Source organism: Caldinitratiruptor microaerophilus (genome assembly GCF_025999835.1).
Taxonomy (GTDB): Bacteria; Bacillota; Sulfobacillia; order Symbiobacteriales; family ZC4RG38; genus Caldinitratiruptor; species Caldinitratiruptor microaerophilus.
This window is the reverse complement of sequence record NZ_AP025628.1, coordinates 3,002,271-3,016,944: the sequence shown is the minus strand read 5'-3', so window position 1 is coordinate 3,016,944 and position 14,674 is coordinate 3,002,271. Positions and strand designations below refer to the sequence as shown.

At 71.1% G+C, this 14,674-nt stretch carries 19 protein-coding genes; 18 read left to right on the top strand and 1 reads right to left on the bottom strand.

Annotated elements, in window-relative coordinates:
- Nucleotides 1-163 precede the first annotated feature (163 nt).
- The 7 genes from caldi_RS14615 to caldi_RS14585 all read left to right on the top strand — a co-directional run bounded on the left by caldi_RS14615 (nucleotide 164) and on the right by caldi_RS14585 (nucleotide 5,783).
- On the top strand, nucleotides 164-946 hold the full coding sequence (locus tag caldi_RS14615) for a ParA family protein (RefSeq protein ID WP_264842488.1): 783 nt from the start codon (nucleotides 164-166) through the stop codon (nucleotides 944-946).
- Nucleotides 924-1,841: a ParB/RepB/Spo0J family partition protein gene (locus tag caldi_RS14610; protein ID WP_264842487.1), complete on the top strand. Its 918-nt coding sequence runs from the start codon at nucleotides 924-926 to the stop codon at nucleotides 1,839-1,841. The genes caldi_RS14615 and caldi_RS14610 overlap by 23 nt, the downstream gene beginning before the upstream one ends.
- 25 nt (nucleotides 1,842-1,866) lie before the next feature.
- Nucleotides 1,867-2,565, top strand: coding sequence for a DUF554 domain-containing protein (locus caldi_RS14605; protein ID WP_264842486.1), 699 nt, complete (start codon nucleotides 1,867-1,869; stop codon nucleotides 2,563-2,565).
- Between the two features lie 29 nt (nucleotides 2,566-2,594).
- Nucleotides 2,595-3,143 carry a DUF4446 family protein gene (locus caldi_RS14600; protein WP_264842485.1) on the top strand — a complete coding sequence of 183 codons (549 nt, stop codon included), beginning with the start codon at nucleotides 2,595-2,597 and terminating at the stop codon, nucleotides 3,141-3,143.
- Between the two features lie 210 nt (nucleotides 3,144-3,353).
- Nucleotides 3,354-4,334, top strand: coding sequence for a M23 family metallopeptidase (locus tag caldi_RS14595; protein WP_264842484.1), 981 nt, complete (start codon nucleotides 3,354-3,356; stop codon nucleotides 4,332-4,334).
- 13 nt (nucleotides 4,335-4,347) lie between these two features.
- On the top strand, nucleotides 4,348-4,794 hold the full coding sequence (locus caldi_RS14590) for a bactofilin family protein (protein ID WP_264842483.1): 447 nt from the start codon (nucleotides 4,348-4,350) through the stop codon (nucleotides 4,792-4,794).
- A gap of 44 nt (nucleotides 4,795-4,838) precedes the next feature.
- A complete protein-coding gene (locus caldi_RS14585; protein ID WP_264842482.1) occupies nucleotides 4,839-5,783 on the top strand; it encodes a diacylglycerol/lipid kinase family protein in 945 nt (314 codons plus the stop codon).
- Here the strand turns inward: caldi_RS14585 and yyaC are convergent.
- Nucleotides 5,702-6,358: a spore protease YyaC gene (gene yyaC, locus caldi_RS14580; protein WP_264842481.1), complete on the bottom strand. Its 657-nt coding sequence runs from the start codon at nucleotides 6,356-6,358 to the stop codon at nucleotides 5,702-5,704. The genes caldi_RS14585 and yyaC overlap by 82 nt on opposite strands.
- Before the next feature lie 109 nt (nucleotides 6,359-6,467).
- Between yyaC and caldi_RS14575 the strand changes: the two genes are divergently transcribed.
- From caldi_RS14575 to caldi_RS14525, 11 genes are all read left to right on the top strand, one after another.
- Nucleotides 6,468-7,007 carry a tetratricopeptide repeat protein gene (locus caldi_RS14575; RefSeq protein ID WP_264842480.1) on the top strand — a complete coding sequence of 180 codons (540 nt, stop codon included), beginning with the start codon at nucleotides 6,468-6,470 and terminating at the stop codon, nucleotides 7,005-7,007.
- A 177-nt stretch (nucleotides 7,008-7,184) separates the two neighbouring features.
- Nucleotides 7,185-8,384 (top strand): ABC transporter substrate-binding protein, encoded by a 1,200-nt coding sequence (locus caldi_RS14570; RefSeq protein ID WP_264842479.1) that lies wholly within the window; start codon nucleotides 7,185-7,187, stop codon nucleotides 8,382-8,384.
- Between the two features lie 95 nt (nucleotides 8,385-8,479).
- Nucleotides 8,480-9,364, top strand: coding sequence for a branched-chain amino acid ABC transporter permease (locus caldi_RS14565; RefSeq protein WP_264842478.1), 885 nt, complete (start codon nucleotides 8,480-8,482; stop codon nucleotides 9,362-9,364).
- Between the two features lie 15 nt (nucleotides 9,365-9,379).
- Nucleotides 9,380-10,369, top strand: coding sequence for a branched-chain amino acid ABC transporter permease (locus caldi_RS14560; RefSeq protein WP_264842477.1), 990 nt, complete (start codon nucleotides 9,380-9,382; stop codon nucleotides 10,367-10,369).
- Complete coding sequence (locus tag caldi_RS14555; RefSeq protein ID WP_264842476.1) at nucleotides 10,356-11,129, top strand: ABC transporter ATP-binding protein; 774 nt, start codon at nucleotides 10,356-10,358, stop codon at nucleotides 11,127-11,129. Before caldi_RS14560 ends, caldi_RS14555 begins: the two co-directional genes overlap by 14 nt.
- A complete protein-coding gene (locus tag caldi_RS14550) occupies nucleotides 11,126-11,857 on the top strand; it encodes an ABC transporter ATP-binding protein (protein WP_264842475.1) in 732 nt (243 codons plus the stop codon). Before caldi_RS14555 ends, caldi_RS14550 begins: the two co-directional genes overlap by 4 nt.
- 1 nt (nucleotide 11,858) lies before the next feature.
- Nucleotides 11,859-12,800: a DMT family transporter gene (locus tag caldi_RS14545; RefSeq protein WP_264842474.1), complete on the top strand. Its 942-nt coding sequence runs from the start codon at nucleotides 11,859-11,861 to the stop codon at nucleotides 12,798-12,800.
- Nucleotides 12,797-13,423: a CvpA family protein gene (locus caldi_RS14540; protein WP_264842473.1), complete on the top strand. Its 627-nt coding sequence runs from the start codon at nucleotides 12,797-12,799 to the stop codon at nucleotides 13,421-13,423. The genes caldi_RS14545 and caldi_RS14540 overlap by 4 nt, the downstream gene beginning before the upstream one ends.
- Before the next feature lie 8 nt (nucleotides 13,424-13,431).
- Nucleotides 13,432-13,716 carry a DUF951 domain-containing protein gene (locus caldi_RS14535; protein ID WP_264842472.1) on the top strand — a complete coding sequence of 95 codons (285 nt, stop codon included), beginning with the start codon at nucleotides 13,432-13,434 and terminating at the stop codon, nucleotides 13,714-13,716.
- A gap of 145 nt (nucleotides 13,717-13,861) precedes the next feature.
- Complete coding sequence (rpsF, locus tag caldi_RS14530) at nucleotides 13,862-14,149, top strand: 30S ribosomal protein S6 (RefSeq protein ID WP_264842471.1); 288 nt, start codon at nucleotides 13,862-13,864, stop codon at nucleotides 14,147-14,149.
- Nucleotides 14,150-14,236: 87 nt separating this feature from the next.
- Nucleotides 14,237-14,665 (top strand): single-stranded DNA-binding protein, encoded by a 429-nt coding sequence (locus tag caldi_RS14525; protein ID WP_264842469.1) that lies wholly within the window; start codon nucleotides 14,237-14,239, stop codon nucleotides 14,663-14,665.
- The last annotated feature ends 9 nt before the right edge of the window (nucleotides 14,666-14,674 follow it).

Sequence of the window (14,674 nt, the reverse complement as noted above, 5' to 3'; positions counted from 1 at the left end):
CTCCCACAAAGCCCCGGGCCGCCCCTGCCCGCCCGCCTGCGCTGGCCTCACCTCCCGCGCCCGTGCCGGGGTTGTCCTGGAGCTTCCTGACAGGATAAACTCGCCGTGTAACCGAATATCGACTCCAGGCGCGACGGTGCGCCGAGCTCCGGGGGGTGAGCGGGTGGGGCGCGTGATCGCCATCGCCAATCAGAAAGGCGGCGTCGGCAAGACCACGACGGCGGTGAACCTCAGCGCCTACCTGGCCGAACTGGGGAAACGCGTCCTCCTCGTGGACGCCGACCCCCAGGCGAACGCCACGAGCGGGCTTGGCATCGACCCCTCAACCCTCGACCACACCATCTACGACGTCTTCATCGAGGGCCGCCCGGCGGCCACGACGGTGATACCTACCCGCGTCCCCGGCCTCGACCTCCTGCCCTCGACCATCGACCTGGCAGGGGCGGAGATCGAACTGGTGCCCACCCTCGCACGCGAGCAAAAGCTGAAGAAGGCCCTCGCGCCCATCCGGGCGCGTTACGACTTTGTCTTCATCGACTGCCCGCCGTCCCTCGGGCTGCTGACGGTGAACGCCCTGACCGCCGCGGACTCCGTGCTCATCCCCATCCAGTGCGAGTACTACGCCCTCGAGGGTGTCACCCAGCTCCTCGGGACGATCAACCGCGTGCGCGAATCGCTCAACCCGGAGCTGGAGATCGAAGGCGTGCTGCTCACGATGTTCGACGGCCGGACGAACCTCAGCATCCAGGTGGTCGAGTCCGTCAAGCAGCACCCGGTCTTCCGGGGCAAGGTGTACCGGAGCATCATCACCCGCAACGTCCGGCTCAGCGAAGCGCCGAGCCACGGCCTGCCCATCTCCCTCTACGACCCCAGGTCCCGGGGGGCCGAAGGCTACCAGGAGCTCGCCCGGGAGGTGCTGGAGAATGTCGCGGAGAGGGTTAGGTAGGGGCCTGGGTGCGCTGATTCCCGAGATCGGGCCGGTGGACAGGGAACAGGTGCAGGAACTCCCGCTGGACCGGATCCGGCCGAACCCAAGGCAGCCCCGCAAGGCGTTCGCGCCCGAGGCCCTCGAGGAGCTTGCCGCCTCGATCCGGGAACACGGCGTGGTCCAGCCCGTGCTCGTTCGTCCGGTCGACGGCGGCTACGAGCTGGTCGCCGGCGAGCGCCGCTGGCGCGCCGCCCGGGCGGCCGGCCTCGAGCGGATTCCCGCGGTGGTCCGGGAGATCACTCCGGCCAAGGCCATGGAGATCGCCCTCATCGAGAACCTGCAGCGGGAGGACCTCAACCCCCTTGAGGAGGCCGAGGCCTACCGGGTCCTCCTCGAGGAGCACGGCCTTTCCCACGAGGAGCTTGCACGCCGGCTGGGCAAGAGCCGGCCCCAGATCTCCAACACCCTCCGGCTCCTCCAGCTGCCCCAGCCCGTCCAGGCGCTCGTGGCCTCCGGCGTCCTCAGCATGGGACACGCGAAGGTCCTTCTCGGCGTGGAGGATCCGCAGCGCCAGGCGGAGCTTGCCACGCGCGCGACCCGCGACGGCCTCTCCGTGCGCGCGCTGGAGCAGGAGATCGAACGCCTCCGCGAACGTCCGGCTCGCGGGCGTGGCGGCCGCCCCCGCCGGGAAGGGGGCGGGCGGCGGGACCCCGAGATCGTGGCCCTCGAGGCTCGCCTGCGGGAGCGCTTCGGTACCCCGGTCCGCATCCACCCGGGTCAGCCCCGGGGTCGCATCGAGATCCACTACTTTGGGAACGAGGATCTCACTCGCCTGGTGGATGCCCTCCTCGGCGCCCCCGAAACCGGCGGGGCGCCCGGCCCGGGCACGTCCCGCGATCCCTTCCCCGTCTAGATCGTGCCGGAGGGACCAGCCGTAGATGGTGGGCATGGGGACGATCGTGAACGCCGCGGCCATCGTTGCGGGCGGACTCCTGGGGAGCCTCGTCGTACCGAGGGTGCCCGATCACGTGCGCGAGTCGATCATGCAGGCCCTCGGCCTCGGTGTGATCCTCATCGGCCTACAGATGGCCCAGGGGACGCAGGAGCTGCTCCTCGTCCTCCTGAGCCTGGCGATCGGGGCCGCTGCCGGCGAGGTGGGGCGGCTGGACGACCGGCTCCAGGCCGTCGCCGCCCGCCTCGCGCGCTTCGCAGGTCACGGGCGGAGCGGCTTCGCCGAGGCCTTCGTGAACACGACCCTCCTCTTTTGCGTCGGCGCCATGGCCATCACGGGAGCGCTGCAGGACGGACTGGGCGGGAACCCCGACACCCTCTACGCCAAGGCGGTGCTCGACGGCACCAGCGCGGTCGTGTTCGCCTCGACCATGGGCCCCGGGGTCGTGCTGTCCGCCATCCCGGTCCTGCTCTACCAGGGGGCGATCACCCTCGGCGCCGGCCTGCTCAGCCGGGTGCTGACGCCGGACATGATCCGCGAGATCGGCGCCGTCGGGGGGCTCCTGGTCCTCGGCCTCGGACTGAACATGACCGGGGCGGCGCGCCTGCGGGTGGCGAACATCCTGCCGGCCATGTTCGTGGTACCGGTGCTCCTGGCGGTGCGCCGCCTGGCGCTCGACTTCTGAACCGGAACCGAACGGAGAGAGGCATCGCCGTGACTGAACTGGCATCGCTCCTGGAGCGACACGCACCTCTCCTGCTGGGGGCCCTGCTCGCCCTCGTCGCCGTGCTCCTGGCTGCCGTCCTTCTTCTGGCCCTGCGGCAGCGGGCGCTCCTCCACCGGTACCGCCAGCTGCTCGGCGGACCGCGCGGCCAGGAGCTGGAGGACCTGCTGCTCGAGCAGGCGCGGACGCTCCAGCGGCTGGAGGACCGGGTCCGGGATCTGGAGCAGGCCCTCGAGCGCACGGTCCGGGAGGGCCTGGCCCACGTCCGCCACGTGGGCCTGGTCCGCTACCAGGCCTTCCCGGACGTCGGAGGCAACCTCAGCTTCTCCCTCGCGCTCCTCGACGGGACCGCCACCGGCGCGGTCGTCACCAGCCTGTGGACGCGGTCCGAGTGCCGCCTGTACGCCAAGCCGGTCGTCCGGGGGACGTCGCCCCAGCCGCTCAGCGCGGAGGAGCAGGAGGCCCTCGCGCAGGCCCTCGCGGAAGCGGGATCGCCGTCGCCGGCGCAGCCGCTCACTCCACGCCGCGCAAGCCGTTGACGCCCCGGGCAATTCAAGTGCCAACCTGTCCACGTCTCGACAAGTAGCAACCAGGAGGAAATCGCCCCGTTTGGGAGAAGTCTCCTGGGCGGTCGGCTGTCACCTCCGGGTTACCCCCATGCCCCAAGTGGCCCGCCGGCGAACCGGGGCCCCGGGCGCCTGTCCGGAGGGGGACAGGCGCCATTCCCTCGGGGCGGGGGTGGTTACCCGGTGCACGGGCCCCGTGGCCGCTTCCTGACGCTCATCATCGTGCCCCACGCGGGCGCGCGCACCTGGAACCTCCGGATCCCCGTCCGGTCCATGCAGGTGGCGGCCGTCCTGGTGGTGGCCGCCGCCCTCTTCACCGCCGTGCAGACGGTCACCTCGCGGGTGGCTCGCATGCGGGCCGCGGAGCTGGCGGCGGAGCGCAGCCGCCTCCAGGCGGATCTGGCGCTCAAGCAGGCGCAGATCGAGGCGATGGCTGCCCGGATGCAGGCGATCGAGACGTACCTCGGACGCCTGCGAGAGCTGGAAAGCGATGTTCACGGCCTTCTCGGGAACGCTCCCCGTCCGCCCGGCCAGGGCGCGGTGGCTCCGTCTGACGGGGCGGGCACCGGACCGGCGGCGGGCGATCACCTCGCCCTGGCGACCACCGGGCGGGAGCGTTTCCCCGCACCGTCCCGCGGCGGTCCGCGCCTCGCCCCCGGCGCCGACGGGGCCGAGATCGTGGCCCGGCTCGGCCTCCTGGAACAGGAGAGCGCCGCGCGGCTCGACGCCCTCGCCGCCGCGGCGCAGGCGCTGGAGGACCGGCTCGACTACCTGCGCCACCGGCCCCAGGGCTGGCCCGTGCCGGGACCCCTGACGAGCGGCTTCGGGTGGCGGCGCTCGCCCTTCGGCTGGAGCCGCGAGTTCCACGCCGGCATCGACATCGGCGGGGCGTGGGGCGTCCCCGTGACGGCCACCGCGGACGGAACCGTCGTGTACGCCGACTGGAAGCCGGGGCTGGGGCGGACCGTGATCATCGACCACGGCTACGGGTTCCGGACCCTGTACGGGCACAACTCCCGGCTGGCCGTCCGTACGGGTCAGAACGTGAGACGGGGCCAGGTCATCGCCTACATGGGCAGCAGCGGGCGCAGCACGGGACCTCACGTCCACTACGAGGTCCATCTCTGGGGGCGCCCGGTCAACCCGCTCGAATACGCCGGTTGAGGTGGGAGACCGGATGTTTGGCAGGCGGCAGGGGGACACTGCTGGCAGTGGCCGGGTGCAGACGGTCATCGGCGAGGGGACGGAGATCCGCGGGACCATCCGCTCCACCGGGGTCATGCGGATCGACGGCTTCCTGGAGGGAACGCTCGAACACGCCGGCGAGCTTGTCGTCGGACCCCAGGGAAGGCTCGTGGCCAAGGTCCGCGCGAAGTCCCTGGCGCTGGCGGGGGAGATCCGGGGCGACGTTCAGGTCGAGGGCAAGCTGGAACTCCTCGCGACCGCCCGGCTGCACGGGAACATCTCCGCTGCGCAGCTCGTCGTCCACGAGGGCGCGGTGTTCGAGGGGCGAAGCGAGCCCAACGCGCAGGCCTCCAGGACGCCCCATGGGTCGGCGGCGCCGGAGGTGCCCGAACCCCATCCGGGTCCCGCGGCGCCGGGAGGACCGGGCCCGCGGCTCTGACGCTCCCCACCCGAGGTTCGCTTTCCCACGGGAGGCATCCCGCGTTGCGGGTCTATTTCGTCGTCAACCCGACCGCCGGCCGGGGGCGCGCGAACGCCGTCTGGAAGCGGATCGTGGCTCTTCTTCAGTCGCACCGTGAGAATGACGTGGAATGGGAGGCGGCGCTGACCGACGGGCCCGGCGCCGCCACGCGTCTTGCGGCCCGTGCGGCCGAGCGGGGCTATGACCGGATCGTCGGGGTCGGCGGCGACGGCACCCTGTCCGAGGTGCTCAACGGCATGGCGGGCAGCGGCGCCGAGATCGCCGCTGTCCCGGCCGGCACCGGAAACGATTACTGCCGCAGCGCCGGAATCCCCCTCGACCCGATGGCGGCGGGCCGCCTGGCGCTGTCCGGCACCGCCGTGCCGGTCGACATCGGCGAGATGATCCCCCGGAGCGGGCGGCCCCGCTTCTTCCTCAACGTGGCCGGCATCGGCTTCGATGCCGAGGTGGCGCGGGCCGTGAACCGGATGCCGAAGCGTTTCGGCAGCACGGTGCCGTACGTGCTCGGCGCCCTGAGGACCCTGGCCTGGTACCGGCCCGTGCCGATGGCGCTCCACGTCGACGGGCGGACCCTGGAGCGGCGGGTCCTGCTGGCCGCGGTGGGGCTCGGCCGGTATTACGCCGGCGGGATGATGATCACCCCCGACGCCGTGCTGGACGACGGCGTCTTCGACCTCTGCGTGGCCGGGGACATCGGCCCGATGGGGGTCGTCAGGCTCCTGCCGGGCATCTACCGGGGCCGCCACCGGAGCGACCCCCGGGTCGAGTTCTTCCGTTGCCGCGAGATCGCCCTGGAGAGCACCCGCCCGCTGGCGATCCATGCCGAGGGGGAGGTCGTGGGCGAACTCCCCGCACGCTTCCGGATTCACCCGTCACGGCTCTTGCTGGTCAGGGAGGAAGGGGTGGCGCCGGGAGCGGGGAGCGCCCGGGTTCCCGCGGCGAGGTAGCGGCTGAGCGAACGCATGCCGACAAGCACGCCGTCGGCCACCCGGCGCGCCATGCGCATCACCAGGCTGAGGCGGGTGTTCTGCAGGACGAAGTACTCCATGAACCCGCCCACGTTGACGATCCCGGTGATGTGGACGTCACCTACCCCCGGAAGTTCCTTGTTCACGCCGGCTCCCGGGCGGAGAGGGCCGGGCGCCACCGTGATGTGGCCGACGGACTCGGCACGTCCGAGACAGGCATCCACGGCGACGACGGCCGGGCGCCTGTACGTGCGCCCGATCTCGCTCACCGTCTCCGCCAGGTTGCCGGCGTGCACGGGGCGGTCCAGGGTACCCAGCACCCGGAAGGGGTGGGGGCCGCTCTCCTCCAGGAAGGTGCCCACCAGGGGGCCCAGGGCGTCGCCGATCGAGCGGTCCGTGCCGATGCACAGGAGCAGGAGCGCATCGGCGCCGTGCACCGCCTCGGGTCCGTAGTGACGCAGCGCGGTGGCGATCGTCGCGGCTGCCTTCGGGTCGTCGACGTGCACCCGGACCTCGCCGGGCCCACCGTCAGGCCGCCGCTCCACCCGCGCCATCGGGCCCACCCCCACACGGCAGTATACGGCCGGCGCCGGCCGGCTATACGACCAGCAGAGGGGGGCTGGGTCGGGGCCGGGCACCGGCCCGAGGGGAGGGAGATCACCGGTGAGTGCGGGTCCGGCCGACGAACTGCGGGCACGGGCGGACGCGGCCTACGCCGCGGGCGACCTCGACCGGGCGGCGGACTTGTACCGGCGGGTCCTGGCCGACCACCCCGACGATGTCCACGCCCTCAGCCGCACCGGGGCCATCCTCGCGCAGACCGGCGACCTCGACGGGGCCGAGCGCGCGCTGCGCCGGGCGCTGGCGGTCGACCCCATGCACGCGCCGGCCCACTCGAACCTCGGCAACGTCCTCTACACCCGGGGCGACTACGCCGGCGCCCTGGCCTGTTACCAGAAGGCTGCCGCCCTGGACCCCGGCAGTCCGATCTACCACGACAACCTCCACGCCGCGTACAAGCGCCTCGGCCGCATCGGTGAGGCCGTGGCGGCGTACCGGCGGGCCCGGCGGCTCGAGGCGGCGCGCCGCGCCGCGGCGGACGTTCCGGCGGGGAGGGGCGGCGGGCGACCGGCCGCGGGCTGCCTGCCCGGATTGCTCCTCGTATTCGCCGCCGTTGCGTTCCTCATGGCTTCTGCCTCGTGATGTTTCTGGCAAACGTGCAGGAGTCAAACCCAGTCCGTCGAATGTACCCTTCTAAACTGTCCGGAGGGGTCAAACGAACCGGAGGAGGTGACCTTCCGAGTCAGCGACAGGTGTCCGTGTGGCCTGGGCCAAGCGCTTCACGAGTCTTAATCATTTGCTGGGGGTGTACTTCAGAGCATGAAACGGTGGGTCGCGCTCCTGGCCGTCGTGGCCATGGGGGTCCTGGCGGGTTGCGGCGGGCAGTCGCAGAAGCCGGCGGCCTCCTCGCAGCCGGCCTCTGGCTCGCAGCAGCAGCCGGCGGCCCAGGGCGGCGGCGAGAAGGTCATCAAGATCGGCCTCATCGCCCCACTGACGGGAGACGTGAAGACGTTCGGCGAGTCGACGAAGAACGGCTTCCTCCTCGCTCTCGAGCAGGCGGGCTTCAAGGCCGGCGACTACAAGATCGAGTACACCATCGCCGACGACCGCAACGACGCCACCGAAGGCGTCAACATCGCCACGAAGATGATCACCCAGGACAAGGTCAAGGCGATCGTGGGCTCGGTCACGTCGAAGGTCACGATCCCCGTCTCCGAGATCGCCAACCAGAACAAGGTCGTCCTGGTCACGGGCACGGCGACCAACCCGAAGGTCACGGTGGGCGAAGACGGCAAGCGCAAGCCCTTCGCGTTCCGGGCCTGCTTCATCGACCCGTTCCAGGGCACCGTCGGCGCCCGGTTCGCGCTCGACAACCTGAAGGTCAAGACCGCGGCGATCATCTACGACAAGGGCAATGACTACACGGTCGGGCTGGCCCAGTTCTTCAAGGAGGCCTTCGAGAAGGGCGGCGGCAAGGTCGTGGCCGAGGAGACCTACACCGAGAAGGACACGGACTTCTCCGCCATCCTGACCAAGGTCGCGCAGGCCAAGCCCGAGATGCTGTACCTGCCGGACTACTACCAGAAGGTCAGCCTCATCGGGAAGCAGGCCAAGGAGAAGGGCCTGAACGTGCCGATGATGGGCGGCGACGGCTGGGACTCCGCCGAACTGGACTACCAGGCCCTGGCCGGCGGCTACTTCACGAACCACTACTCCTCCGACGATCCGCGGGAAGAGGTCCAGAAGTTCGTGAAGGACTACCAGGGGAAGTACGGCTCGAAGCCGGACGCCCTGGCAGCCCTGGCGTATGACGCCACGAACATCCTGCTGGAAGGCATCCGGCGGGCCAACTCGGACGACACGGAGAAGATCCGCGAGGCCATCCAGGGCCTGAAGGACTTCGGCACGGTGAGCGGCAAGGTCACGTTCGACCAGAACGGGAACCCGATCAAGCCGGCCGTCATCCTGCAGGTCCAGCCGGACAAGACGCAGAAGTACATCGCAACGGTCAACCCGTAGCCACCGCAGCCCGGAGCACCTTGCAAGGGCCCGCCCGCCGGGAAGAACGGGCGGGCCCTTGCCGGGTTCACGTCCGATCGGGGGGATGACCCGGAGTGTTCCTCGAGCAGCTGTTGAACGGTCTCCAGCTCGGGCTGGTCTACGCACTCATCGCGCTCGGCTACACCATGGTGTACGGCATCATCAAGCTCATCAACTTTGCGCACGGTGACGTCTTCATGGTGGGCGCCTACCTCGGCGTCCTGGGCTACACCGTGTGGAAATTGCCGTTCCCCGTCGCCGTCGTGGTCGCCATGGCCGGCGCCGCCGTGCTCGGGGTGACCATCGAGCGGCTCGCCTACCGGCCCCTGCGGGTACGCAACGCGCCCCGGATCGCGGCCCTGATCACGGCGATCGGGGTTTCGTTGTTTCTCGAATACTTCTCCAGTCTCCGGTTCGTGTTCGGGCCGAACTACCGCGTCGTGGACCGCCCCTTCAAGGACGTGCGCTGGCAGCTGGGCCCGCTCGGGATCTCGAACATCCAGGTCATCGTCCTCCTCACGGTGATCGCCCTGCTCCTGCTCCTGCAGTTCGTGGTCTACCGGACCAAGATCGGCAAGGCGATGCGGGCCGTCTCCTTCGACATGGACGCGGCCCGGCTCATGGGCATCGACGTGGACCGGGTGATCAGCTTCACCTTCGCGATCGGGTCGGCGCTGGCGGCGGCGGCCGGGATCCTCTACGTCATGGCCTACCCGCAGATCTACCCCTTCATGGGCATCATGCCGGGCCTGAAGGCGTTCACCGCGGCCGTGCTGGGCGGGATCGGCAACATCCCCGGGGCCGTGCTGGGAGCGCTGATCATGGGCATGGCCGAGGTGTTCACGGTCGGCTACGTGACCTCGGACTACCGCGACGCGGTCGCGTTCAGCATCCTCATCCTGGTGCTCCTTGTCCGGCCGGCGGGCCTGCTGGGCAAGGCCGGCCCGGAGAAGGTCTGATAGGGGGTGGGGACGGTGTCGGAGCGGACCCGGTCGGTCCTCGTGGCCGTGGTTCTCGTGGCGATCTACGTGGCGCTGACGACCCTGCGGCAGGCAGGCGCCATCGACGAGTACTGGAGCCAGGTCATGGACCTCTCGCTCATCATCACGATCTCGGCCGTGGGCCTCAGCCTCATCTACGGGTTCACCGGCCAGTTCTCCCTGGGCCACGCGGCCTTCTACGGCATCGGGGCCTACGTGGCGGGCTACGTCACCAAGACCCTCGGCGGGAGCCTGCCGCTCTACGTGCTGGCGCTCGCCGCCGGCGCCGCGTTCGCCGCGGCCGTGGCCTTCCTGATCGGCCTGCCGATCCTCCGCCTGCGCTCGGACTACCTGGGGATCGCCACGCTGGGCTTCGGGATCATCGTGAAGGTGGTCATGGACAACACCGACAAGTTCCTGCCGGCGATGGGCGGGCCCCGCGGCATGCTCGGCATCCCGCAGGTCACCACCTTCGGCTGGATCTACTGGGCGGCCGTGGCGACCATCGTCCTGGCCCGGAACCTCGTGCACTCGAGCCCGGGGCGGGCGGCCATCGCCGTCCGCGAGGACGAGATCGCGGCGGACATCATGGGCATCGACACGACCCGGTACAAGACCCTCATGTTCGTGCTGGGCGCCGGCCTGGCCGGGCTCGCCGGCGGCCTCTACGCGCACCGGTACCCGTTCCTGCACCCGACGAGCTTCGACTTCCTCAAGTCCCTCGACGTCCTCCTGATCGTGGTGCTGGGCGGCCTCGGCAGCCTGACGGGGACCGTCGTGACCGCCATCGGCTGGGTCTTCCTCCTCGAGTGGCTCCGCAACGTGCTGCCCCAGGACTTCCTCGACTGGCGGGGCGTCATCTACGCGCTCGTGCTGATCGTCCTCATGATCCTCCGGCCCCAGGGCCTCCTGGGCGGGCGGGAGCTCGTGCTCGTACCCCGCCGGGAGCCGGCGAAGGGAGGGAGCTCCCATGCCGCTGCTTGAGCTTCGCGGGGTGTCCCGCCACTTCGGCGGCCTGCAAGCGGTCAAGAACTTCTCACTCGCGCTGGAGCCGGGCGAGCTGGTCGGCCTGATCGGCCCGAACGGCGCCGGCAAGACCACGGTCTTCAACGTGATCACCGGGGTGTTCCCGCCGACGTCCGGGTCTGTCCTGCTCGACGGGCGGGACATCAGCGGGCTTCCGTCCTACCGGGTCACCCAGATGGGGATCGCCCGGACCTTCCAGAACATCCGCCTGTTCCGGGGCATGACGGTCCTGGACAACGTGCGCACCGCCATGCACCCTCACGCCGGCTACGGCGTGATCGACGCCTTGTTCCGCACCCCCCGCTTCGCCCGGCGGGAGGCCGAGCTCACCGCGCAAGCCCTGGAGCTCCTCGAGCTGTTCGGCCTCCGCGACCGCCGGAACGAGCCGGCGGCCGGCCTCCCGTACGGCGACCAGCGCCGCCTGGAGATCGCCCGCGCCCTGGCGGCCGGGCCCCGGGTGCTGCTCCTGGACGAGCCGGCGGCAGGGATGAACCCCGCCGAGGTCGGGCGCCTCGTGGAGCTCATCCGCGAGGTGCGGGAACGGTTCCGGCTCACGGTGCTCCTCATCGAGCACCAGATGGGCCTGGTGATGAACCTGTGCGAGCGGATCGTGGTGCTCGACTTCGGCGAGACCATCGCCGAGGGCACGCCGGCGGAGATCCAGCGCAACCCGCGCGTGCTCGAGGCATACCTTGGAAAGGCGGCGTCGGTGGCGTGATTCTCGAGGTAGAAGACCTGGTCGTCAGCTACGGACCCATCGAGGCGCTGCACGGCATCTCCTTCTCCGTCGAGGAGGGCGAGATCGTCACCCTGATCGGGGCGAACGGCGCGGGGAAGTCGACCACGCTCCGCGCCATCTCCGGGCTCGTCCGGCCCCGCGGCGGTCGCGTGGTGTTCCGTGGGCGGGACATCACCCGGGTGCGGGCGCACGAGATCGTCCGCATGGGGATCGGCCACGTCCCGGAAGGCCGGCGGGTCTTCGCCAACCTGACCGTGCTGGAGAACCTGGAGATGGGCGCCTTCACGGCCCCCGCCGGCAGCTTCGAGCAGGGGCTGAAGCGCGTCTTCGAGCGATTCCCCCGCCTCCGGGAGCGGCAGCACCAGGTGGCCGGCACGCTCTCCGGCGGCGAGCAGCAGATGCTGGCGATGGGGCGCGCCCTCATGGCCCGGCCCCAGCTCCTCCTCCTGGACGAGCCCTCGATGGGGCTCTCTCCCATCCTCGTTCAGGAGATCTTCGAGATCATCAAGGAGATCAACAATCAGGGGACGACCGTCCTGCTGGTGGAGCAGAACGCCTTCATGGCGCTGTCCATCGCCCACCGGGCCTACGTGCTCGAGACCGGGCGGATCGCGATCTCGGGCCGCGCGGCGGACCTGCAGCAGGATCCCCGTGTGCGCGCGGCGTACCTGGGTGACGTGGGTCCCGCGGGGGAGGCGGCGGTATAGGGTGGGGGGCCTGGGCGGCGCACGACCCGGTGGTTCGCCGGAGCGGGAGGCCCCGCCGGTCGGGGCGGTCGCCCCGGAGACCCTGGCTCACCTGGCGCTGATCCTGGCCGTGCTGGCCGCGGCTTCCTCGTCGATCTGGGTACGTCTCAGCGGCGCGCCGGCAGTGGCCAAGGCGTTCTGGCGCCTGGCGTTCTCGATCCCCCTGGTTCTCGCCCCCGTTCTCTTGCGCCGGCGCCCCGTGGCGTGGCCGCGGGGGCGCGACCTGGGCCTGGCGGTGGCCTCCGGGGCCTTCCTGGCGGCGCACTTCGCCACCTGGATCGCCAGCCTGGACTACACGTCGGTGGCGAGTTCGACGGTGCTCGTCTCCACCCATCCGTTCCTCGTGACGGCCATCGCGGCTCGCGTGCTCGGGGAGCGCACGCCCGCACGCGCGCTCGCGGGGGTGGCGCTCGCCGTGGCCGGCGGGGCGCTGATCGCCTGGGGCGACTGGGGCGGGGGACGGGCGGTCCTGTACGGCGACCTCCTGGCGCTGGCAGGGGCCGCCACGTTCGCGGGGTACGTGACCCTCGGCCGGGTGCTGCGCCGGCGGCTCGACGTCGTGGGTTACGCCGCCACCGTGTACGGGGTCGCCGCAGCCGTGCTGCTGGGCGTGGGCCTCTTGGCCGGGGTACCGCTCGCCGGCTTCGCCGCCGCCGACTGGGCGGTGTTCCTGGCCCTCGCGGTGTTCCCCACCCTCCTGGGCCACACCGTCATGAACTGGGCGCTCGGCTACGTCCGCGCGGGCCTGGTGTCCGTGAGCGTTCTGGGCGAGCCGCTGGCGGGGGCGGTGCTCGCCTGGTTCATCCTCGGCGACCGCCCGGGGCCCCTCGTCCTGCTGGGCGGGGCGGTGATCCTGGCCGGCATCGCCTGGTTCGTCCGGGCGGCCCAGACCCGTGGGGGGTGAGCGCGCTGCCGGGGCCGGTGACGTCTCTCAGCGGCCTCGACCTGATCCTCATGGCCGTGCTGGGCCTCTCTGCCGTTCAAGGGCTGCGGCGCGGGTTCGTGGCCGTCGTGCTGGGGTACGCCGGGTACCTCGGCGCGCTCGTCATCGCCGGCCGGTACTCCCGGGTCGTCGCCGCCTGGCTCCAGGCACGCTTCGGTGTCCTGTCGTCGCTGGAGAGGGCCATGGCGGGGTGGCTCGGCGCGGAGGGGATCGAGCCCGGCCGGGGGCTGGCCGCCGCGCTGGCCCAGAACCTCCTTTCGGCCGTGGTCTTCTTCGGGCTGTTCCTCCTGCTCTCGTCCCTCGCCGGGATGCTGGCGAACCGCCTCGGCGGCCTGGCCAACGCCATGCCGCTCGTGGGCCCGGCAAACCGCATCATGGGGGCCGTGCTGGCGGGGGTGGTCTCCGGCATCTTCCTCGCGGCGGGGCTGGGGGTGCTCTCCTCCCTCACGGCGCTGCCCTTCCTGGAGCCCTTGGGCCGGGTGGTGGCGACCTCGCGGGTGGCGGGGTTCCTCCTCCGGGTCTATGGCCTGGTCTCGTCGCTGCTCTTCGGGCGGACGTCGCCGTTCACCGACCCGTTCGTCTAGACGGGCTCATGCCGTTTTCCGACTGCCCGGAGGTGGGCGTGGTGGAGATCGTCCGGTACGAGATCGGCGACGTGGTGCGGCTCAAGAAGCCGCACCCCTGCGGTTCCGACCAGTGGGAGATCTACCGGACCGGGCTCGACTTCGGCCTCCGCTGCCGGGGTTGCGGCCACCGCGTGATGATCCCGCGCCCGAAGTTCGAGAAGGCGGTTCGCCAGCGCTGGCCCCATGGAGAGGGGGCACCGCCGGTCGTGCTGCCGCCGCGCCCCGGGCAGCGGAAGGGCCGGCAGCGATGAGGGTTGAGATCCCACAGCAGTGGATTGCCCGTCACAGAACCGCATGGTACAATGCGGGCCGTGCTCGCCGGGCAGGGCCCGGCGTCACTCCCTGCCCCCCGCCGGGACGGGGGGCCACACGTCCACGGGGAGGAGGTGACGCGCCGTGCGGAGCTACGAGCTCATGATGGTGGTGCGCCCGGACCTCGAGGAGGAGGCCACGAAGGCCGTCGTCGAGAAGGCCAAGGGGATCATCACCACCGGCGGTGGCGTCGTCGAGAAGGAGGATCTCTGGGGCAAGCGCAGGCTCGCCTACGAGATCCGGAACTTCCGCGATGGCTACTACGCGGTCCTGAACTTCCGCGCCGGGACCGAGGTCCCGAAGGAACTGGACCGGGTGCTGCGAATCACGGATGAAGTGATCCGCCACATCATCGTTCGCCCGGAGGAGTGAGGTCCGGGGGCCGCCGGGCACAGGTAGCCGCCCGGAGGTCGGGCGCGGCCCGCCCCGGGAAGGCGTGGCGGGAGCGGGGGTGAGGCAGTGTACAACCGGGTCATCCTCGTCGGCAGGCTCACCCGTGATCCCGAGCTCCGGTACACCGCCCAGGGCAAGGCGGTGGCCCACTTCCGGCTCGCCGTGGACCGGGGGGCCCCCGGCCCGCAGGGCGAACGGCAAGCGGACTTCATCGACATCTCCGTGTGGGAGCGCCAGGCGGAGACCGTGAGCCAGTACCTCACCAAGGGCCGGCTGGTCCTGGTCGAGGGGCGGCTCCAGATGCGCCAGTACGAGGCGCAGGACGGCAGCCGCCGGACGGCGTACGAGGTGGTCGCCTCGTCCGTGCGGTTCTTCCCGCAGGGTCCGGGCCGCGGCCCGGAGAGCGGGACCGGCGGCGAGCGGGTCGAAGCCGGCGAGCCCGCGGGCCTGGGCACCGAGTTCAGCCCGGGCGAGGACGACGACATCCCGTTCTGACGGAAAGGA

What these genes read in the sequence shown, in the direction of transcription:
- caldi_RS14610 (WP_264842487.1), top strand. Translation starts at nt 924, where the DNA reads ATGTCGCGGAGAGGGTTAGGTAGGGGCCTGGGTGCGCTGATTCCCGAG.
- caldi_RS14605 (WP_264842486.1), top strand. Translation starts at nt 1,867, where the DNA reads ATGGTGGGCATGGGGACGATCGTGAACGCCGCGGCCATCGTTGCGGGC.
- caldi_RS14590 (WP_264842483.1), top strand. Translation starts at nt 4,348, where the DNA reads ATGTTTGGCAGGCGGCAGGGGGACACTGCTGGCAGTGGCCGGGTGCAG.
- yyaC (WP_264842481.1), bottom strand. Translation starts at nt 6,358, where the DNA reads ATGGCGCGGGTGGAGCGGCGGCCTGACGGTGGGCCCGGCGAGGTCCGG.
- caldi_RS14570 (WP_264842479.1), top strand. Translation starts at nt 7,185, where the DNA reads ATGAAACGGTGGGTCGCGCTCCTGGCCGTCGTGGCCATGGGGGTCCTG.
- caldi_RS14555 (WP_264842476.1), top strand. Translation starts at nt 10,356, where the DNA reads ATGCCGCTGCTTGAGCTTCGCGGGGTGTCCCGCCACTTCGGCGGCCTG.
- caldi_RS14535 (WP_264842472.1), top strand. Translation starts at nt 13,432, where the DNA reads ATGCCGTTTTCCGACTGCCCGGAGGTGGGCGTGGTGGAGATCGTCCGG.